The sequence below is a fragment of the Pseudomonas sp. S5D5 genome (assembly GCF_003013355.1).
In the GTDB taxonomy this organism is placed as follows: Bacteria; Pseudomonadota; Gammaproteobacteria; order Pseudomonadales; family Pseudomonadaceae; genus Aquipseudomonas; species Aquipseudomonas aylmerensis.
Genome location: NZ_PTEO01000001.1, coordinates 3,477,577 through 3,496,940, shown reverse-complemented (window position 1 = coordinate 3,496,940; position 19,364 = coordinate 3,477,577). Strand labels below are relative to the sequence as shown.

Genomic DNA, 19,364 nt, shown 5'->3' with positions numbered 1-19,364 from the left:
GGGTGGTGCCGGGCAGGGCGCAGCGCTTACTGCCGGCAATTATTGTTATTAATGGTTCAACCATGGCTGCGCATCGAGTTGAGTGCGCGCGTGTTTCACATCGTCCGGGGTTACGCGCGGTGCGCTGTTGCCCCAGCTGTTGCGGATGTAGGTGAGTACCGCCGCGATGTTGTCGTCCGGCAAGCGCCAGTCGAAACGCGGCATGCCGGCTCCAGTCGGATTGCCTGTGGTGACCGGGCCTTCGGCCCCCTTGAGAACTACGTGCAGCAGGTTGGCCGGGTCTTCTGCGTTTACCTGGGCGCTGGCGCTCAGCGCGGGGATCATGTGGCGCACGCCTGAACCATCGGTGTTGTGGCAGGCGTTGCACTGGCTTTCCATCACGCGCTTGCCGGTAACCATTTGCGGGTCGCTTGCGGCGATAGCCGCTGTGTTGCGCGCTGGGCTGGCTGGCAACTGCTGCAGGTAGGCGGCAATGGCCTTGAGGTCCGGATCGGTCAGGTGTTGGGTGGAATATTCCACGGCTTCCTGCATTGGGCCGGAGGCCACGCCCTGGCGGCTGGCGCCGGTTTTCAGGTAGCTGACGATGTCGTCAGTGGTCCACTGGTCTAGGCCGACCTTGTGGTTACCGGTCAGGTCAGGCGCATGCCAGCCCTGCAAAGTCCCGCCGTGCAGCGCGTCGCTGACATCGCCACCGAGGACATTTTTGGCGGTGTGGCAGGCAGCGCAGTGCCCGGGACCGTTGACCAGGTAGTCACCGCGGTTGATGATGGCGGTCACCCCGGGCACCGGCGTAAAGGGCTGATCACGAAAGAACAGCAGGTTCCATCCCGCCAGCAACACGCGCTGGTTATAAGGAAAGGGCAGTTCGTTCTCCACCACCTTCTGCTTCACCGGCGCGACGGTACCCATGTACGCCCACAGATCGGCGATGTCCTGGTCGGTCATCTTGGCGTAAGCGGTGTACGGCATGGCCGGGTACAGATAACCGTGACTACCGATGCCGTGGCGCACCGCTTTGTCGAAGCGCTCCAGGTCCCAGTGGCCGATGCCGGTTTCGGTGTCGCTGGTGATGTTGGATGCCTTGATTATGCCGAAGGGCGTTTCCAGCGCGTACCCACCCGCGTACGGCGGCTCGCCCGGTACGGTGTGGCAGGCCATGCAGTCGCCCATGGCGGCGACATATTCACCGCGTTTTATCTGCCCTTGCAGAGGGCCGCTGTTGTCGGCCTGCACGGGGGCAAAGGTGCGGTGTTCGCCGTAGCTGGCAAACCCGATAAACCCGGCCGCGCCGAGGATGCCGCAGCCTGCAACGACCGCAGCGAGCTTGGTGAGCTTTTTCACGGTGTGTTCCTCAGCGGGTCAGCGGGCCAGGTTGGCGCAGGTAGTCGTTAATGATGGCTTGAGCGGTCCACAAGGTCAGCGCGCTCAGGGTGCCGGTGGGGTTGTAGCCGGCATTGTTCGGGAACGACGATGCTCCGATCACGAACAGGTTGTGGGCGTCCCAGCTCTGCTGGTAACGGTTGAGGGCCGAGGTGGCCGGGTCGAGGCCCATGGCCGCGCCGCCGATGGTATGGCCGCTGTCGTACGCGCGTGACGGTGAGAACGGTTGATCCGGGAACGCCTGCGCATCCCAGGTCTTGGCCCCGCTTACACGGCAAATATCGGCAATCCGGTCGCGTACGAAGCGCGCCATTTTGCGGTCGTTTTCGTTGTACTCGAAGGTCATGCGCAGCAAGGGCTGACCGTTAGCGTCCGAGTAGTTCGGGTCCAGCGAAAGGTAGCTTTCGACGTGGGCGTAAGAGGTGCCCTGGCCCTGGATCTTGGCGTAGTTCTGGTAGCTGTGCTGGAAGGCTTTTTTCCACTGCGAGCCCCACATTTTTGTGCCGGCCGGCACGCGGTCGGTCATGCCCATGGGCGTGGCCTGGTCGCTCAGTGCCTGGATGCCCGCGCCGCCCAGAAAACCCAGGTTGGTGTGGTCGAAGTTGTCGCCGTTGTAGTCATCAATCTGGGTCGATAGGGCGCCGGTGGAGATGAAGGGGTTCATGTATTCGTTTTCGAAATACAGGAAGCCATAGGACATGGTCTGGAAGTTATACGCTCGGCCGATGGTGCCCTTGCGTGTTTGCGGATCATACGGGGTGCCGACTTCGGACAGCAGCATCAGGCGCACGTTGTCGAACTGGAAGGCGGCAAACACCACGATATCGGCCGGTTGGAAGCCGATGTTCTTGTCCGAATCAAGAAAGGTCACGCCGGTAACGGTCTTGCCGTCGGCAGCTTTCTCAGCCTTGAGCGCGGTGCATTCGGTGAGCAGGGTGAAGTTCGGCCGAGTCATCAGCGCCGGGATCACGCAGGCATTGGGCGATGACTTGGACCAATTACCGCAGCCGTAGAACCCGCAGAAACCGCAGTAGGTGCAGGGCGCGAGATTGATCCCCAGCGGGTTGGTGTACGCTGCGCCGATGGTGCCGGCGGGGATCGGAAACGGGTGCAGGCCCATTTTTTCGGTAGTCTGGTGGAAGATGTCATTCCAGCGCGAACGCACCAGTGGCGGGGTCGGGTATTGCGAGCTGCGCGAACCTTCAAACGGGTTGCCGCCGGGTTGCACCTGGCCATTCAATACGCCGGCTTTGCCGGAGATGCCGGAGATTTTTTCCCAGCGATCGTAGTGCGGTTCTAGCTCTTCGTAGGTCACACCCCAATCCTGTACGATCAGACCTTCAGGCAGCTTCATGTGCGGGTAGCGTTCCTTGACCCGCGTGGCCATGGTGAAGTCCGCCGGGGTGAAGCGCCAGGCGTTGGCCGACCAGTGCTTGCCGGCACCGCCCACGCTGTAGCCGACCACCCAGTTATTCATGTCGCGGCCGGGCAGGGCTTTTTCATGGCGGTTGTTGCGAAAGGTCAGGGTTTCGACGCTGGGCGGGCGCAAGGCCTCGCGTCGTGCGCCATAGCGCAATTCGTCGGCGGCAATGCTAGGCGGCATATTGCGGTGGGTTTGCTCCCACGGGCCACGCTCGATCACCACCACATTCAGGCCGGCGCGAGTCAGTTCTTCGGCCATCAACGCGCCGGCCCAGCCCAGGCCGACGATCACTGCATCGGCTTTAGGTCGTGTGTAATTCATGAATGCTTTCCAGATCAGGCATGCGCCTATACGGCGTCATTGGGATGAAGTTCGATTCAGATGCGGCCGATGAGGCTGACCGGGATAATGTCCAGCTTCTGGCCTTTAAGGTTGACGTAGTCGCGGTAGTCGTAACGGGCGCCAGGGAAACCGACCATTTTCCAACCGGCCATGTCCTTGTTGCCGCCGTAGATCGGGTCGGCGAAGAAACCTTCCTGCACGTTGCTCAGCAATTGCGTGAACAACGCGTTCGAGGGTATGGACGCCAGCTGCACGTCGCCGCTTTCCATATGTTCAAGCAGCTCATCCTGCTGTTCGGCGCTCAGGGCCTCGAAGCTGTTGCCCAGGTGGGCGTGGCAGTACGCGTCCAGCTCGGCCAGGCCCTTGCGGTAGAGATACGCCGGGGTTCTCAGCGACTGGTTGCCCTGGGTGTCGCTGCCTTTTTCTTCCGGGCCACTCAGGTAACGCAACGCACCGGCGGCCCAGGGCGTGACCAGTTGGTGATCGATAAACACCACACAGCCAGCTTGCGAAGCACTGACGCTGATGTCATCCGCCGGGATCAGGCGGTCGAAAATGGCCGTGACCTGGGCGAATTCTTTGTCGGTCAGGAACATGCGTTTTGTCGGGTCAACCGGGGAGGGCGGCAAGGTTTCTTTTGCCAGCCACTTGGTGCCACCGTTGAGGACCCGCAGCGCTGCACCGGCAGGTCGAAAAATCGAGGCAGCCACACTGGTGCTGATCAGCACCATGCCGGCTTTCAACACACTTCGACGATCCATCTTTACTCCTTCTCAGGTACGGCGATCGGCGCTGGGTTTGCGTGCAACATGGCACGCTTAGAGAGCGCTCTCATTTTCTATGAAAAAATAAACGCTACCTGAAAAAGAGAGCGTTCTCATTTTGTGACGAAAAAAAACCAGCAACCGCTGGGCAGAAGACTGCTCCGTGTGCTGGCAGGCGGCGATTCTAGGCCGCGACACAATGTCGCGTCAATCCGCCCCGAGCGCGAAACGCCCCGGGTGTGCAGGTCAGGACGCTTTTGCGGGGCCGCAGGAATGGCGCAGAACCAGCTCCACCGGCATCACGTGGCGACGTATGCGCTTGGCGCCGTTGGCAATCATTGCCTCAAGGGAATCAACGGCTGTTTGCGCCTGGGCGTGGATATCCTGGCGCAGGGTCGACAGGGAAAACACCGAGTTCGCGGCGCTGGGAATATCGTCAAAACCTACCACGGAGACATCCTCCGGCACAGACAAACCCATGCCCTTGAGGCGATCAAGTACGCCCAGGGCGAGAAAGTCATTGGAGGCGAAGATCGCCGTCGGCGGGTTGGCGTCGCTGAACAGTGCGTCGACGCCGCGTCGGCCCGAGGCCGCATCATGGGTGCCGCGCAGGAAAAACGGTTCGAGCCCGGCTTCCTCCATCACCTCGCAATAGGCCTTGGTGCGTTCCCGCGCAGACGCTTCATTGCCACCGCCCAGGTGAGCGATACGCCGGTGGCCTAAGGAGAGCAGGTGCTCCATGGCCGTTCTGACGCCTCCATTGTCGTCGACGGTAATCACTGTGACTCGCGGATGGTTCACGCGCTGACTGCCCAGGTACACACACGGCAGGCTATCGGCGATGGTGCTGATGGCTTTGGACGTGATCAGCGGCGCGATCAGGATCACGCCTGCCGCCCGAAAGCGCAGCAGCCGCTCGGTCTCGTTCACTGCCGAGCCGTCCTCGGCCGAGCGCAGGGTGGTCACGGGCTCGAAGCCACGGTCCAGCAGGGCGCGATCCACGGCTTGGGCCAACTGGATATGGAAAGGGTTGCTCGGGTCGCCAATGATCAACCCGACGATGGAGGAGTGCGCGGATACCAGGCTGCGTGCGGCCAGGTTTGGCCGATAGTTGAGCTCGGCGGCAATCGCGGCAATGCGCTCACGCGTCTCGGCGCGCACACCGGGGTCGCCACGCAGGGCGCGGGAGGTTTGCGCACGGGACATATTGGCCGCCAGGGCCACATCTTCCAGGGTCGTGAAGGGTTTTTTCATGGGCGAGGTCAGGCGCTCTGAAGAAAGAGGCGCAGAGTATCGCATGATCCATGAAATGCGTTCAGCCGAACGCCCTTGACGGGTTATGTCAGAGGCGCCTGCGTTAGTTTGGATTTACTTTTGGAACGACATTGAGTGCCCTAGCGGGATGCCCTCCACCAACGTCGGCAGTGCCATTGAATAGACACTGAAGGTGCCTGAAGTCGCATTCACGCCACGGTTGAAGTTAGCCAGCAGTTCGCCCTGCGTGGCCGGGATCAGCAGGCGGCGGTTGGCGTCGATAAACAGCGCATCCGGGCCGATCAGCCGGTCATCCTGGATCAACGTTGCGGTACGACCATCGGGTGCAACGATGCCGATGCTGCGCGACTCGACCAGGCCCAGGTACAGATTGCCGAGCGAGTCGATGCAAGTACCGTTGATAGTGCCTTTGTCGAAAGCCTTCACAATATGCCGTTCCAGTTCGGCATCGCTGACGGACGGGTCATCCAGCAGCTTGCGTGGAATCTTCCACATCGGGCTGCTGGGGGTGGAGAACAGCAGCCACTGACCATCCGGGGTGATTTCCAGCATGTTGGCGTGCACCTGCGGGCGTTTGCCGTGCTCGTCCTCATACAGGCGGCCATGGGTTGCCAGCAAGGGGCTGTCCACGGGCTGACGCAGCATCGGGCGGTTGCTCAAGCGGCGCACGGTTTTGCCGGTGTCCAGGTTATGGATGATCAGGCCGCCAATGTCGGCGTCGGTGATATAGACGCGATGATCAAACACCCGCAGGTCATTCATGACCGTGCCGGGCGGCAGGATGTCCTTATCGAAGCGCAGCACCCGCAGTGCCTTGCCGGTCTTGCTGTCGAATTGCGCGACTTTGGCCGCGCCGGGCAGGAAATTTCTTCCTATGCGCGTGAGAGCTTGCGCGATGAGGAGGGTAAGATAGCTAAGAAGCTCACAGACCAAAAAGAAACTATGTCTAGTATCCAGTCGAGAATTACTCGCTTGGGGAAGCAGGTTGAAGATCTTAAGAAGAGTAAAACGGTCGATGAGATTGCGCTGCGAGTGAAACATCGCTTGGAATTGGAGATTGAAAACTACTCCAATAAACCGAAGTCAGAGTTTGAAGGCACGCGGAAAACAATTGAAGCCAAGATGGCTGAGCTTAAACCCATCTTGGATGGATATGACGTGCCCGGGAAAATGCGCGACCTGAGCGACTTAATTAATAATGAAATGGCGCGAATTGGTGCTGGCTTTGATTTCGAGCCTGCTTATATGCCAATAAACCTGAAATTTGATCTCGAAAATTTCGACTTGTGGCATGAAAGCGTCGAGATGGGCAACCTATACCTTCGCTCTATGGGCAGTGGTGCGAATTGGCTGTATTCGCACCTGACGCTATTCCTGGCTTTGCATTCGGTATTTGCACTTAAGCACAAGGATGGGTGCAAGATCCCCCCAATACTATTTCTGGATCAACCAACGCAGGTCTATTTTCCGGCTAAGATCGACCACGGGCAGCAGGGCTTTAACGCCCTGGCCTTGGCGAAGCTCACCGATCGGGTGGAAAAGGTTGATGAGGACATCGGGTCTGTCACCAATATGTTCGACAAGCTCGTAGAGTTTTGCCAGGAAACGAAAGAAGCGACTGGGATCATGCCCCAGTAATCGTCACCGATCACGCCGATGAACTTGAGCTGAGTGGTGAAGCTGATTTCCAATCATTCGTTAGGGTCACTTGGCGCAAGCGTGGGTTCATCGCTGACCGTCCCGCGGAAGTGCCTGCATGATCACACTGGGCTCGCTCCAGTCTGGAGTGAGCCCAGATAACGTCAAGATTCGGTGACACAGGCCTCGAACAGGGAGGCAAATAGGAAGCAAGGATTGCGGCGCGAGTACAACAAACGTCTGAAGGATGTGATTAGCGTCGTTAGCCATCATCAAGCACGAGAAAAGGGTTATCTGGCGGCAGCGATTCTAAAAGTGACGTCGGCTCCGAAATCAGATAGCCCTTCAAGGTCGTTTTCTTCCTGGGACCTTGCACTTTGCACGCCCAGATATTCAAGCCGTTGCCTCGCTTCCTGTGGATCTTCAGTTTCTCGAACTCCTTCTGCACCCAGCGCCACTCTTCAGTTTCTTGATTGGCACCCTGTGAGATACCAGGAAACTCCTGAACGTAGCGTTGGAAGAGACCAGGTGTTACTAGAAACACCGAACCGCGCACCGTGTGCACCTTGGCCTTGCTGTCGTTGATGATCAACTTGTGGCTCTGGATGCCTTCCTTGACCCAATTCACAAAAACCTGACCAGGGTTACTCGAAAGGGGCGTTGGGATTTCGAGAATGCTTTCTGACGGCGCATCACTGACCTCGGGTTCTGCCAATTCGAACATATCCAGCAACGTTCCGAGGTAGTCGGTATCCTCCATCTCCGGTGGCTCGGGCTGCAATGGGCTTTGAGTTGATCTCGTACTGACTGACTTGGACGCTCGCAGTGATACAGGAGCATCAGTCGGGGGGTGCATCGATTGCAACACTCACCGTTCCGCTGAAAGCCTCAGGCCTGTCTTCGTTCCCCCAGATCAACGCCGGTTGAAGGCGCAGAAAGGTAAAGGTCTGCACGCTTCGCCCGCGGAAACTTGCCTTCCTTCATTAGGTTGTAAATGTGCGCACGTTTGAAGCCGGTTTTTTGTTCAACCTCGTCACGTCGCATGATGTGGCGTTGGGGTTGAGGTGCTTCAACTGAGGTGACAGGTTGGTTGGACATGTTAGTCACTCCTGGCGCCAATTGGCGCGTGGTGGGAAGTGACATGGATTGAATCGCACAAGGCGGGATGAGTCATTGCATTGCAATCAAGCCCATTGCAACGCAATTGACTGGATCAGTTGTTTTTCTTGAGGCTACGATTGGCCACGGCAAACTTTTCATCCAGCGTGCGCTTGCTGAGGCCGGGGACATCTTTGTGGCGGGCGACAATGTCGTCAACGATGGCTGCTTGATTCGTGAATACCGAAAGAGGTTTTCCGGCAGGCGAACGGTCCAAGAGAAGGCTGACCAATGCCCCAATGATGTTGTGATAGGTCAGTTCGCTGCGCTCGCTGAGTTGACCATTCGTTTTGGCCAAGGCTTTGAGATCATCTCTTTCAAGTCCAATCGACTGGAGCTCTCCCAAGATTTCTTGAATGCGATGCTGTTGCGCTTTGAACGCTCTCGATAACTCATCTCGATCTGCTTTCAAGGAGAGAAAAGTTCCTAGACTGACCTTTGAAGGCGCATCTTCACCAGACTCGAATAAGAAACTGGGCTTGTGGTCGGGGTAATGAATCTCCATCCAACGGCGTAAGTCCGAATGGCGTATGGTCAGCTGATAGGGCTCTACATAGCTTCCCAAAGGAACAGAAATGCCGAGGCAGCCATACGGCAGCTCACCATTGCGTATGGCGTCTAAAATCCTTTCGAAAGCCATGTGAAGATTGGGCCATTGGGGAAATAGGACTGCAAGCTTCTCGGGCTGAGACCAATCCGCCTGAACTATTTGGGATTCGTAGCGAGTGAGATTGCACCAGCGCAATGCTGCGTCTACAGGGCGATAGAAGCTTTTGCTATGTGGATTGAAAACATAAACGCTCATCTGCGGCGGACTTCCATTCCTAATGGGTAGGCCTCACACCGACTATCAAAAAATCAAAACTAGCTATTCACGCTAGCTGTTTCCTCGGTTGACCAACTCGGTGAGGTCACTCCATTTCCAGTTAAACGATTTTTTACGCGTAAAATTTCTCGGAAATAGTAGTTCTCGCTCAGTGCTCATTATTTCCGTCTTCTGAAACCCATCTCCAGCGACTGTGTGGTTTAGTGCAATGGCCCCAATCCGACAGGATGGGGCCATACATTGCTCATCAGATAGGGAAGGCACGCTCCCCCAGTTGTAAAGTCACCCACTTAAGCTCGGTCATGTCGTGAATTGAATAACGACCATTTTCCTTACCGTGACCGCTATCCTTGAAACCTCCGAAAGGCGCATTGGGGTCGTCGTCAAAAGAATTATCATTGATATGTACCGAACCCGCGTCGATACGAAGTGCGAAGTCGAATGCCTTCTGAAGATCGTTTGTCACGATGCCTGAAGAAAGGCCGTAGGAAGTATCGTTTGCCAGCTCAATGGCGTGCTCGAAGTCTTTGGCCTTGTAGATGGAAACCAACGGTCCGAAGCTCTCTTCATCATAGACAGCCATCGACGGCGTGACGTCGGTCAATACGGCGGGTTGGAACAGGTTTCCCAGATATTCACCACCCGTCAGCAGAGTTGCACCTTTGGCAATGGCGTCGTCGATCTGACCACGGATAAATTCGCACTGGTTGGCGCTTATCAGTGGACCCACTATCGTGGTGGGGTCGGTAGGATCACCGCACCGAATGGAGCGGACTTTCTCAACGAACGCAGTGCAAAACGCCTCATAAATGCCGTCTTCGACAATGATCCGGGAGTTGGCCATGCACACCTGGCCCTGGTTGAAGAAAATTCCGAATGCAGCGGCGCTGACGGCATAGTCCAGCTTCGCATCATTGAGGATGACGATGGGACTCTTGCCGCCAAGTTCCAGGACAATTCGCTTCTGGAACCTCCCTGCCAGCTCGGACAGGTACCGACCGACTTTCGCCGACCCCGTGAAGGTCACCATTTTCACGCGTTTGTCTGAGAAGAACTTATCCCCTAACGCTTCATTGGTAGTGGGCAGCACGCTGAACACGCCTGGAGGGACGCCGGCTTCTTCCAGAATCTCAGCGAAGAGCAAACCAATCAGCGGGGTTTGCGGGGCAGGCTTCATCAGGAACGCGTTCCCGGCGGCCAGGGCTGGTGCAAGCTTTTTCCCGTTCAAGAGCAGCGGTGCGTTAAAAGGACCAACGCCCGCAATGACACCCAGCGGCTGCCTTATGGACATCGAGATACGACCCGCACCATCGGCAGGCATGGTTTCGCCACGGATATCCCGCGCCTGTCCTGCCGCTATACGAAATGTGCTGACCATGTAGTCGCATTCGAACATGGCTTTGCCGAACACATTGCCACCTTCCTCGATGAGGATCTTCGCAATGTCGCCTCGACGACGTTCGATGATGTCCGCAGCACGGCAGAGAATGGCTTCGCGCTCCTTGGCGAGGGTTTTCCCCCAGGCCTTTTGCGCCTCGAAGGCTGACGCGATAGCGCTATCGATGTCTGCTGCCGTTGCAAGCTTCACACGTGCAATAGCTTTTTGGGTGTAGGGGTTAATCACGACCTGTTCCGGCTGGTCTTCGCTCTGCCAGGATTTACCATTGATATAAGGGTGGTAGATTTTTAGGTCTTTTAGGGCTAAGTCGGTCATTGCAGCACACCTATGGGTCATGTTTGCGCAGAAAATTATTGTTGAAGTAACGAACTGGATATGGGCTGCGCGTCCCTGTCCTTAGGACTCTCCAGCGGCGCATTACAAGGCTTCGCTATTCTTCCAATTATTCATCAGCGTATTCGAAGGCAGTGCCTCATCCAGAAGCTTCTGCGCAGTGATCACGCCTGCGACAGGCAAGCCTTTCGGGTCAAGAAGACCGACCTGGACCAGCAGACTCGCTTGATCCCAGTAAATATGCTCGTGATAGAGCTTGTCGCCCCTGAATCGGACGACTCCCAGCATGGGGATTTCGACATACTTTCCGGTAGGCGCCACGTTCGGGAGCATCCAATCGATCTCTGTCGTGTGGGTAAAACACATGATGAATTCATCGACGATCTGGAGCGCACCGACCGTCCGGGAAAGGGGGATCAGTTTCATGTCCGGCGGGTTTCCGTGGACAAAGTGGTGCTGATAAAAACGACTCAGTTGCTTGCTGCCAACCCCACCAGTCATCGTCGGAATGTGGTTGACGTAGGGTTCCGAGACCATGGTTGCCATCGTTGCAGGAACGTCCCGAGTATCGAACTCATGCTTTACATGCTCGTCCCACAAATCAGAAAGGTTGAAGTTTGGACCAATCTCCCGCTTCAACGCGGCGATGGTTCTTTCGTGGGCCATAAGGGCGGCGGGTTTGTCGAAGTGGTCACTAGCTACACGTGCAAAAGCATGGTCGACATTCGGATAGACATAGATCTCCGAGCCTTTACTGCCTTTTAATGCTGAGCTGATTTTGGCGCGGGCTCGGGCGTCGCAGTAAGCATCGTTTTCGGCAAAATGAAGAACCAGCCGCCCCTGGATGTTATCCACTTCGTCGAGATAGTTTTCGATACCCATGCCATAGAAACCGACGGAGCAAGCAGCCTTGGTGCGTGTGGCCGTGAGATACGCCAGTTTGCCGCCCATGCAGAAACCGACGAAACCCAAGTCATCACCTTCGACCTGGTCCAGGGTCTTGAGCTTGGCAAAGCATGCAGAAATATCGTCAACAGCCAGATCCAAATCCAGGCGCTGGAAGAAATCGATCGCTTTTGCAAAATCCTGTTCCGTGTAACCGAGGTCGACGTCCCGCTCCATTCTCCAGAACAGGTCGGGCACCAGTACCACATATCCCTCTTCAGCATAGAGGTCTGCAACGGCCCGCATATTTGCGTTGACGCCAAAAATTTCCTGACCAAGAACCAGTCCCGGGCCTTTTCCGCTCGCGGGAACAGCAAGATAGCCGCGAAACGTTTGTGCTTTGTCCAGGGTCTGGATACCGATGAATTCGCCCATTTTTATGTTCCTCTCGATCAAACTATTGAGAATCGGAATGACGCTGGAACCACACACGAGGTGATATACCTCTGTCTGGACCAAGGATGGAAAAACCTCCATCTACAGGTATATCCACACCGGTCATCCAAGAGGCGCCGGGTGTGCAGAGAAAAGCGACCACATTCCCGACTTCCTCACCTCGTCCGATACGCCCTAGAGGGTGGAAGTCAGCGCCGACGCGGTCAGCGAGCGCAATATCGTTATTGGTCAGGTTGGCTACGGTTGGGGACCAGGTCCACGCCGGTGAGACGCTCAGCACGCGCGTGCCCCTGGGTGCCAAGCTCACGGCGAAATTCTTGGTCAATTGAAGCATCGCGGCTTTAGACGCAGGGTAGAGTGCGCGGCCTGCTGCACCGAATTTCCCACCCGTGCTGGTGATGTTCACTATCGTGCTGCCAGGCTTTAGAAGCGGAGATACTTTTTGCACGAAGATGGCGGCAGAGATGACGTTGACGTTCAGGCTTTTGTGCCAGTCTTCCCTTGAAGACTGGATGCCCAAATCAGTGTAGATACATGCGTTATTGACCAGAATATCAATTTTCCCGAATTGATTGATTGTATTGTCAATGCACTTATCAATATCTTCGTCGTTTTCCACGTCGCACTCTGTATAGGAAGCCCATGGACCCAGCTCGTCGCATAATGTTCTTCCGGCACTGGCGTTGCGACCAACTAGCATGACTTCCGCCCCTTGGGCTATCATAACTTTAGCAATATCCAGACCAAGTCCCTGAGTGCTTCCCGTGATGATTGCGACTTTTCCTGTCAGGCTCATGATTGCACCTTGAACAATTGGTCAACGCTGGAAATTTCAGCGATTAAGCTCATGCTATTAATCGACGCTTGATGCGCCGCCGGTTCTGCGGCAGAGCAGGCATCTGCAGGGACGACTACGTGATAACCGCAGTCCACGGCGTGCCTTACGGTACTTTCCACTACAGAATGAGTTGCCACGCCGGCAATGATCAGCGTCCTCGCGTTAAGCATGTTTAGAAGTGCTTCCCCATGCGTCCCGTAAAACGCATTGATCCGCTTGTGGGTAATGATGAATTCCCTGCCGTTTTCATGGGGGCTCAACGCGTCGAGGAATTCGGCGCCCCACGTGCCGTCAATCACGGCACCTATCTTCTTTACGTTCTTCAAGATGGGCGCGTTGGCAATCAAGTCGGAGTAATCACCTCGATACGCGACACGCGCATGGAGGATGGGCCAGCCGTTTAATCGCGCGCCACGAAGTAATGCCGTCGCAGAGGCAATCAGATTCGCGCGAACGGCCCGATCTTCGTCCATGCCTACCTTGATACGTCCTTCCGGATGCAGGACATCATTCTGATAGTGGAGCGCGATAACCACGGGCCGCTCCATCAGACAAATACCTCCAGGTTGGCAAAAACATCATTGCAATTGACCAGGTCAACACGCTTGAGCTTGATCTTCCAACCTTCCACTTTATTGCCGGCAAGTTTGTAGGTGTAACGCCCGGCGAGCTGACGTTGATCCAAGCGCCATTCCGTGGCTTGGAACACCGCGCTGACCACAAGGTAACCATCCTCGTCCAGACCTTCGATGCACACATTCCCAACCAGGTGCGCTGTTTGAGTTTGTGGTTGCTGTGACCAGTTACGCGCATTCTCCACGCGACGAATACGCGTCTCGCGCAGCATGCGGTTTTCCCAGAACAGGGAAATATGATCGAAAGGATTTACCTGGTTATGCTTTTGCGGTACCCAATACATGCCATCGTCGGTAAAGAGTTTGTCCCACTCCCAGAACTTCCATGTATCCAGCAGACGAGCTTCCTTAAACAGAAACTGCTCGACCGAGCGAAGGGTGGTTTCTTCGGCAAGTGCAGGCTTGAGGTCGGATGTATTTACGTTGAAAGCGCGGTCAAGCAACATTATTGCTCTCCTTGGCGATAATTGTTCCGGTCATGAACTTTTTCCAGGCTGCAAACTGATTACGCATGGGCAGTTCGCTGGTGCCATTGGTAGAGACTGCACCGTCTTCAAGAAGGGTGTCGGTGCCGACATAACGGTGCATGCTGATCCAGTTGCCGCCTCGGGTCATGTTGCCCTCCTGGCAGCGTGCATACACTTCAACGTCGTCCGGCATGACATTGGAAGAGGGGGAGTTGATGACGTTGGCGTAAGTTAGTGCCCGATCGAACACCACATCTGGGGCACCTTTACAGCGGAACGTCTGGATCTCCACCATGGTTTTATCGACAGCAACCGGGCGGATAACCCGAAATTGCATGAAGACGGTATGAGGCGATCCGCTGCCGTAAATCACGGTGTTATGGCGGTTCATGCCCATGATTTCACGGGCGCGGTCCGCTCCGTAGGCTTCGCTCAAACATTCAAAGTGCGCGCGGGAAACTTCGTCCTTCTCGGCGGCGTCCGGATCGAAGATCGCCTCCATGTAGCCATGGCCATTATGGTAGGCGCGCAGTTCCAGCTTTTCCCAGAAGTCATAGGGCTCGCCATTGCCATCCATGATCAGCAGTTCGAACGGCATCTCGCCGATGGCTTCAGCCTGTTCCCGAGCTGCATCGACTGATGACTCGTGGGTGACACGTGCGTGCATGGTGTCGTGGAGGTTTTCGTAGAAAACTTTCCAATTGGAACGTTGTTGGACGCGGAAAATACCGCCCGCTACTTCAAGCTCACCCACCGGAGATCTGTCGCACATGTTGTCGATGGAGCTGACGACGCCGCCAAGGAACGTCTTCAGGTCTTCGCCGTAGGACGCCTGGCTGGCGAATACGAAACCGCGGTAGCTATCGACCCTGGCCACACTGGCCATGGAGAAATCCGGATGTTTCGGGTCATAGCATGTGCCCTCGAAGCCGCTCTTCAGCGGTGCCGACAGGTGAGTGCCATCCAACTTGAATGTCCAGGCGTGGTAGGGGCAGCGGAAGAACTTGCCGACATTGCCGTCACCGTCCGCCACCAACTTTGCTCCTTTGTGAGGGCAGCGGTTGTAGTGGACGTTTACTTTGCCGTCAGGCGCACGAACCATCACCACATCCTGGTCGCCGATCCGGGTCGTGTGGTAATCGCCAGGGTTCTTTACTTGACTCTCATGGCCCACATAAATCCAGGCATGCCCATAAATTCGCTCCATTTCGAGTTGAAAGAGAACAGGGTCGGTGTACACGCTTTTATGAACGCTGTCGGGCCGGATCAAATCGGCAATTTGTTCATTGCTGGGAATCATTGTTCGCTCCTTTACTTATTAGAGGTCAAGTACCAACTTGGCAGTCTTGGCACGAGAAACACAGGTGCAGAAGGCGCCGCCGGAGCGCTCGCGATCAGACAGGCAGATATCACGGTGATCGGGTTCACCCTCAATGACTTGAGTTACGCATACTCCGCAATCACCACGTCGGCAGTCGAACATCGGGTCCAGGCCTGCCTCGATCATCACGTCCAAGAGGGTCTGGCCTGTGTTCACTGCAAGCGTTACTCCACTGGCGCGAAGTTCTACTTCAAACGCTTGGTCGCCATCTTCTTCAAGGGCACCGGCGAACAGTTCGTAATGGATGTGATCTTCCTGCCAGCCAAGTTCCCGAGCGATTTGTATGACCGAGGTGATCATCTCTACGGGGCCACATATATACAGATGAGTGCCTTCGGATGGTGTCGCCAATACAGTGGATGCGGCAAAACGTTTGCTGGCGTCTCCGCCGCTTATCCAGCATTGGCTGTTGCCCAAACACTGGACTTCATCCAGATACGCCATGTGGGTGGCATCGCGGCCAGCGTAATGCAGGGTGAAAGCCTTTTTGGACGCTTGCAGTGCGCGGCCCATGCTCAGCATCGGTGTAATACCGATTCCACCGGCTATCAACAGTATGTGTTTTGCCTCGTCGACCAGTGGAAAATGATTGCGAGGTGTTTCTACCTCAATGACTTGACCTTCAGTAAGTGTATGTACCCACTTCGAACCTCCCGTGCTTTTGTCATCGAGTTGCACGGCTATTTCATAGTGGTCGCCTGCCGACACATTCACGATTGAATAGGCACGCTTTTGCTTTCTATCACCTGGGATGTGCAGCTCAAGGTGGGCGCCTGGGGTAAATTCAGGCAGCCGCCTACCGTCATGAGCAACTAATACCAAGCGTCGAATGCGGGGAGTAAGCGCCTCAATGCTTTCTATTTTTACTGATAAAGTGGACATAAATAACCTGCGTACATAACTAGCAGTCAATAAAATCAGCTGGGCTTGCGGTGCCGCTAATCATTAAAACAATGCAAATCAGGGAAGTCTTCACCGCGTTATCGGCAGTGTTTGAATGAACCTAGGTATTGCTTTCCGTAAACTTTTCAAAATACATTCTGACGGAAGTAAGTTTTTTTTCCATGTGCCAGGTTTTTACAGACTCTACCATTGGGGGAGGGCCGCACATATACAGGTCAAAGGGGCTGTCTGAATCCTCAAAGGGGGCGAGGTGTTCAGGAATAAACCCCTTTTTACCCTGCCAATCGTCAGCGGCATTGCTGAGGACCGGTGTGAAATCGAAGGCTTGAATCGTTGATTTATACGCCTCGATACGCGGAATCTCGCACAGGTCCTGTTCTGTCCTGACGCCATAGAAAAGATGGACAGGGAACCCGGCCCCACCTTGCTCTGCCAACTGGTCGAGCATGCCGAGGAAGGCGGACAGTCCGGTTCCGCCTGCGACCATCAACACCGGACGGTCGATATGTCTTAGGTAGAAGGCTCCCAATGGCGCCTCCATCTTGATGATGTCGCCTACTTTGCAACGATCGCGCACGTAGTCGGTCATGACCCCGCTGGGTAGAAGCCGAACCAGAAATTCAAGTGTTCTACTTCCGGGTGCACAGGCAAACGAATAGGAGCGACTGTGACCGGTGCCCGGCACTTGCAGGCGCGCATATTGGCCGGGTAGATAATTGAGTGGAGCAGCACCGGAGGCCAACTCTACCTTCAATATTGCGGTGCTATCAGACACTTGAATGACGTCAGTGACAGTCGTTATCAATTCCGAGGTTCCAGTACTTCCACACAGTGTCGAGTCGAAGTCGAAATAGAAGGATGCGTCGGACAACACCCTTGTTTGGCACGATAGAATCTTGCGATCCGCTAAGTCCTGTTTGGAAAGGGCCTCTTCGTCTACGTAATCCTGAGTGTAACTTCCGGATTCACAACGGCCTTGGCAGGTCGCGCAAACCCCTTCGCGGCAGTCCAGAGGGATTTTGATCCCACTTTTGAGCGCAGCGTCCAGCAAAATTTCGTTAGGCTGGACGGGGCAAAACAGTGTTTTACCGTCGGCGAAGTTCAACGCAACCTTGTACATGATTTAACCTTTCTCGGACTTAAATATGGTAGAAATCCAGCACTGAATTGATCTTGTCATTCAGCAGCACGCTGTGCTTTTTGGAGATCAACCAGCTATCGCCATGCGGTCGAAGCGTGTAGGTAGCACGCCCGAAGAATTGCTCAGACAAGGACTGGCGGTAATACAAAGTCTGCCAATTAACGCGCACTTCAAGATCGCCACCCTCCAACGGGTTAATCCGCACGTTATTTATTTGATGCAATGTCCTTGGCAGCGGTGTCGCAGAGGCCGCTTTGCCTGTACGAATTCGAAATACCCGGTCTTCCAGGCCCCCGCGATTGGGATAATAAATCAGCGACATCTCGCGCTTGGGGTCGGTGGTGTAGATGTGCTCGGAATCCCATTGGGGAAGGTGGAACACGCTATCTTCGCTAAATAGCGCGAGGTAGCCGTCCCAATCCTGGTCATCGCAAAGCTCTGCTTTCTTGTAAAGGAATTGTTCTATTTGATACTGAAGTTCGACGTTCATTGCCTTATACCTCCTTCAACTTCAGCGCTTGGGCATCGGCTGCTTTGCGCGCCAGACCATTGAGCAGGAACTTCTGCCAGTTGCCGTGTTGATTCACGTATAGGCCTTCATGTGTAAATTCGGCCCCGATCATGGCGGGAGAAATGCCAATGGTGTCCGTGTTTTTCGTCGGTCCTGTTGTCCACTTGTCGCGACCACGGGAGATGTCGCTCCAGCGCTCCAGGCGCGCCTGGAATCCACGCTGCGCTTCACGAAACTCGACGAGGTCGTCGGGAGTTCCCATGCCGGACACATTGAAGAAGTCTTCGAATTGGCGGATGCGGTTTTCGCGGTCGGCATCGGACTCGCCTTTCACTCCAAGACAAAAACTGTTGATTTCAGTCTTGTTCCACGCAATCGGTCGGATGATCCGCAGTTGTGAGCTGATCTGATCAAGGAAGAACATGCTCGGATAGACGTTCAGATTGCGTAGGCGATGCATCATCCACTCGGCTTTGTCCTGGCCGTATTCCTTCACCAGTCGCGGCATAATGGTTGCGTACCCTGGGCGAACCTCCGGGTTCGGCATGTCGCTGAACAAGACACTGTGGCCGTTGTTGAAGGCGAACCAGCCATCGTCGGTTTCGGCATCCCCTGCGCCTAGCTTGCTGTAGTCGAGGAATTCGCCGGCGTTATGCCCCTTGGAGGCGTTAACTTGCTGACGGTGTTGCACGGTCGACACATAGTTATAGTGGACAGTGCTGACGTGATAGCCATCAAGACCATTCTCGTTTTGCAGCTTCCAATTACCATCGTAGGTATAGGCGGATTTGCCCGGCAGCACTTCCAGTTCGCCAGTGGGCGATTGGGCGACCATCATATCGAAGAATACTTTGGCATCGCCCAAGTAATCTTCAAGCGAATCAGTGCCATTCACGTCAAGGCTGACGAAGACGAAACCCTTATAACTTTCGATACGGGCTTTCTGCAATCCACGAGTGGCTTTATCGAAGTCTTCCCCATATTCAGCAGGTGCCTTGACTTTTACAAGTCGCCCATCGCTCTTATAACACCAAGCATGGAAAGGGCAGGTAAAAGTCGACTGATTACCTTTGCCGACGCGAGTCAAAGTAGTGCCACGGTGTTGGCACGCATTAATCAAAGCGTTTAACTTGCCCTCGCCATCACGCGTAATAATAAGTGGCTGACGGCCTGCTTGCATTGTAAGGAAGTCGTGTTTGTTTAGGATCTCGCTTTCGTGGCAGGCATAGATCCAGTTTTTTTCGAAAATCAATTCCATTTCCAGATCGAAAAGTTCTGGCTCCGTGAACATATCACGGGCAATGCGATAGATGCCTTCCTCGCTTCGAAAATCCAAGCAGCTCTCGATATATTCTTTCCATTGGTTAATATCACGCATACGGCTCATGGGTAGATCCTCAATCGTGCGGTTATGCAGGGTTCCTATTAGAGGTGGCGGGCGCCGATTGGTCTATCCAATTTATTGATGACTTAAAGCCACTTAATGAGATTAGAAACATCCGAAATGAGAGCAGCAATTTGACGATTGCCGTAATTGATAGTGATAATCATTGTTGTTTGTGGGGGGGTGTTACTTGTCTTGAGTAGAATGGTGTCGACCCGTTATTCA

Annotated in this window: 18 protein-coding genes and 1 pseudogene; 1 reads left to right on the top strand and 18 read right to left on the bottom strand. The window is 55.1% G+C overall.

The window, feature by feature from the left end; genetic code table 11:
* Positions 1 to 48 precede the first annotated feature (48 nt).
* The 5 genes from C9990_RS16220 to C9990_RS16200 form a co-directional block, all read right to left on the bottom strand.
* Entirely contained in the window at positions 49 to 1,341 is a 1,293-nt protein-coding gene (locus C9990_RS16220; RefSeq protein ID WP_106803932.1) for a cytochrome c, read from the bottom strand.
* Between the two features lie 10 nt (positions 1,342 to 1,351).
* On the bottom strand, positions 1,352 to 3,124 hold the full coding sequence (locus tag C9990_RS16215) for a GMC family oxidoreductase (protein ID WP_101270163.1): 1,773 nt from the start codon (positions 3,122 to 3,124) through the stop codon (positions 1,352 to 1,354).
* A gap of 56 nt (positions 3,125 to 3,180) precedes the next feature.
* Positions 3,181 to 3,906, bottom strand: coding sequence for a gluconate 2-dehydrogenase subunit 3 family protein (locus C9990_RS16210; RefSeq protein ID WP_101270165.1), 726 nt, complete (start codon positions 3,904 to 3,906; stop codon positions 3,181 to 3,183).
* Between the two features lie 249 nt (positions 3,907 to 4,155).
* Entirely contained in the window at positions 4,156 to 5,163 is a 1,008-nt protein-coding gene (locus tag C9990_RS16205) for a LacI family DNA-binding transcriptional regulator (RefSeq protein ID WP_101270167.1), read from the bottom strand.
* Positions 5,164 to 5,277: 114 nt separating this feature from the next.
* On the bottom strand, positions 5,278 to 5,988 hold the full coding sequence (locus C9990_RS16200; protein ID WP_256581928.1) for a major royal jelly family protein: 711 nt from the start codon (positions 5,986 to 5,988) through the stop codon (positions 5,278 to 5,280).
* Between C9990_RS16200 and C9990_RS16195 the strand changes: the two genes are divergently transcribed.
* Positions 5,875 to 6,822 carry a DUF3732 domain-containing protein gene (locus tag C9990_RS16195; protein WP_256595104.1) on the top strand — a complete coding sequence of 316 codons (948 nt, stop codon included), beginning with the start codon at positions 5,875 to 5,877 and terminating at the stop codon, positions 6,820 to 6,822. The two genes, C9990_RS16200 and C9990_RS16195, sit on opposite strands and share 114 nt — an antisense overlap.
* Positions 6,823 to 7,084: 262 nt before the next feature.
* On the opposite strand, the pseudogene C9990_RS16190 reads toward C9990_RS16195, so the two are convergent.
* The 13 genes and pseudogenes from C9990_RS16190 to antA form a co-directional block, all read right to left on the bottom strand.
* Positions 7,085 to 7,787: pseudogene (locus tag C9990_RS16190) on the bottom strand (conjugal transfer nickase/helicase domain-containing protein); the annotation flags it as partial.
* On the bottom strand, positions 7,711 to 7,920 hold the full coding sequence (locus C9990_RS16185) for an AlpA family phage regulatory protein (protein ID WP_256595103.1): 210 nt from the start codon (positions 7,918 to 7,920) through the stop codon (positions 7,711 to 7,713). The gene C9990_RS16185 and the pseudogene C9990_RS16190, both read right to left, overlap by 77 nt.
* A gap of 115 nt (positions 7,921 to 8,035) precedes the next feature.
* The gene (locus C9990_RS16180; RefSeq protein WP_106803930.1) at positions 8,036 to 8,785 is read right to left on the bottom strand and encodes a hypothetical protein; all 750 of its coding nucleotides are present in this window, start codon (positions 8,783 to 8,785) and stop codon (positions 8,036 to 8,038) included.
* Positions 8,786 to 9,053: 268 nt separating this feature from the next.
* A complete protein-coding gene (locus C9990_RS16175; protein ID WP_101270265.1) occupies positions 9,054 to 10,520 on the bottom strand; it encodes an aldehyde dehydrogenase family protein in 1,467 nt (488 codons plus the stop codon).
* A gap of 102 nt (positions 10,521 to 10,622) precedes the next feature.
* Positions 10,623 to 11,858 (bottom strand): dienelactone hydrolase family protein, encoded by a 1,236-nt coding sequence (locus tag C9990_RS16170; protein ID WP_106803929.1) that lies wholly within the window; start codon positions 11,856 to 11,858, stop codon positions 10,623 to 10,625.
* A gap of 22 nt (positions 11,859 to 11,880) precedes the next feature.
* Positions 11,881 to 12,675 carry an SDR family oxidoreductase gene (locus C9990_RS16165; protein ID WP_106803928.1) on the bottom strand — a complete coding sequence of 265 codons (795 nt, stop codon included), beginning with the start codon at positions 12,673 to 12,675 and terminating at the stop codon, positions 11,881 to 11,883.
* Positions 12,672 to 13,253, bottom strand: a complete 582-nt coding sequence (locus tag C9990_RS16160; RefSeq protein WP_256595102.1) for a cysteine hydrolase family protein — start codon at positions 13,251 to 13,253, stop codon at positions 12,672 to 12,674. Before C9990_RS16160 ends, C9990_RS16165 begins: the two co-directional genes overlap by 4 nt.
* 11 nt (positions 13,254 to 13,264) lie before the next feature.
* Positions 13,265 to 13,798 carry an aromatic-ring-hydroxylating dioxygenase subunit beta gene (locus C9990_RS16155; protein WP_106803926.1) on the bottom strand — a complete coding sequence of 178 codons (534 nt, stop codon included), beginning with the start codon at positions 13,796 to 13,798 and terminating at the stop codon, positions 13,265 to 13,267.
* Positions 13,788 to 15,119, bottom strand: coding sequence for an aromatic ring-hydroxylating dioxygenase subunit alpha (locus C9990_RS16150; protein ID WP_101270277.1), 1,332 nt, complete (start codon positions 15,117 to 15,119; stop codon positions 13,788 to 13,790). Before C9990_RS16150 ends, C9990_RS16155 begins: the two co-directional genes overlap by 11 nt.
* A gap of 18 nt (positions 15,120 to 15,137) precedes the next feature.
* Positions 15,138 to 16,082: a PDR/VanB family oxidoreductase gene (locus C9990_RS16145; RefSeq protein ID WP_101270279.1), complete on the bottom strand. Its 945-nt coding sequence runs from the start codon at positions 16,080 to 16,082 to the stop codon at positions 15,138 to 15,140.
* A gap of 121 nt (positions 16,083 to 16,203) precedes the next feature.
* Complete coding sequence (antC, locus tag C9990_RS16140) at positions 16,204 to 17,226, bottom strand: anthranilate 1,2-dioxygenase electron transfer component AntC (protein WP_106803925.1); 1,023 nt, start codon at positions 17,224 to 17,226, stop codon at positions 16,204 to 16,206.
* 16 nt (positions 17,227 to 17,242) lie between these two features.
* Positions 17,243 to 17,734 (bottom strand): anthranilate 1,2-dioxygenase small subunit, encoded by a 492-nt coding sequence (gene antB / locus C9990_RS16135; protein ID WP_101270284.1) that lies wholly within the window; start codon positions 17,732 to 17,734, stop codon positions 17,243 to 17,245.
* A 4-nt stretch (positions 17,735 to 17,738) separates the two neighbouring features.
* Positions 17,739 to 19,142: an anthranilate 1,2-dioxygenase large subunit gene (antA, locus tag C9990_RS16130; RefSeq protein WP_101270286.1), complete on the bottom strand. Its 1,404-nt coding sequence runs from the start codon at positions 19,140 to 19,142 to the stop codon at positions 17,739 to 17,741.
* Positions 19,143 to 19,364: the final 222 nt, after the last annotated feature.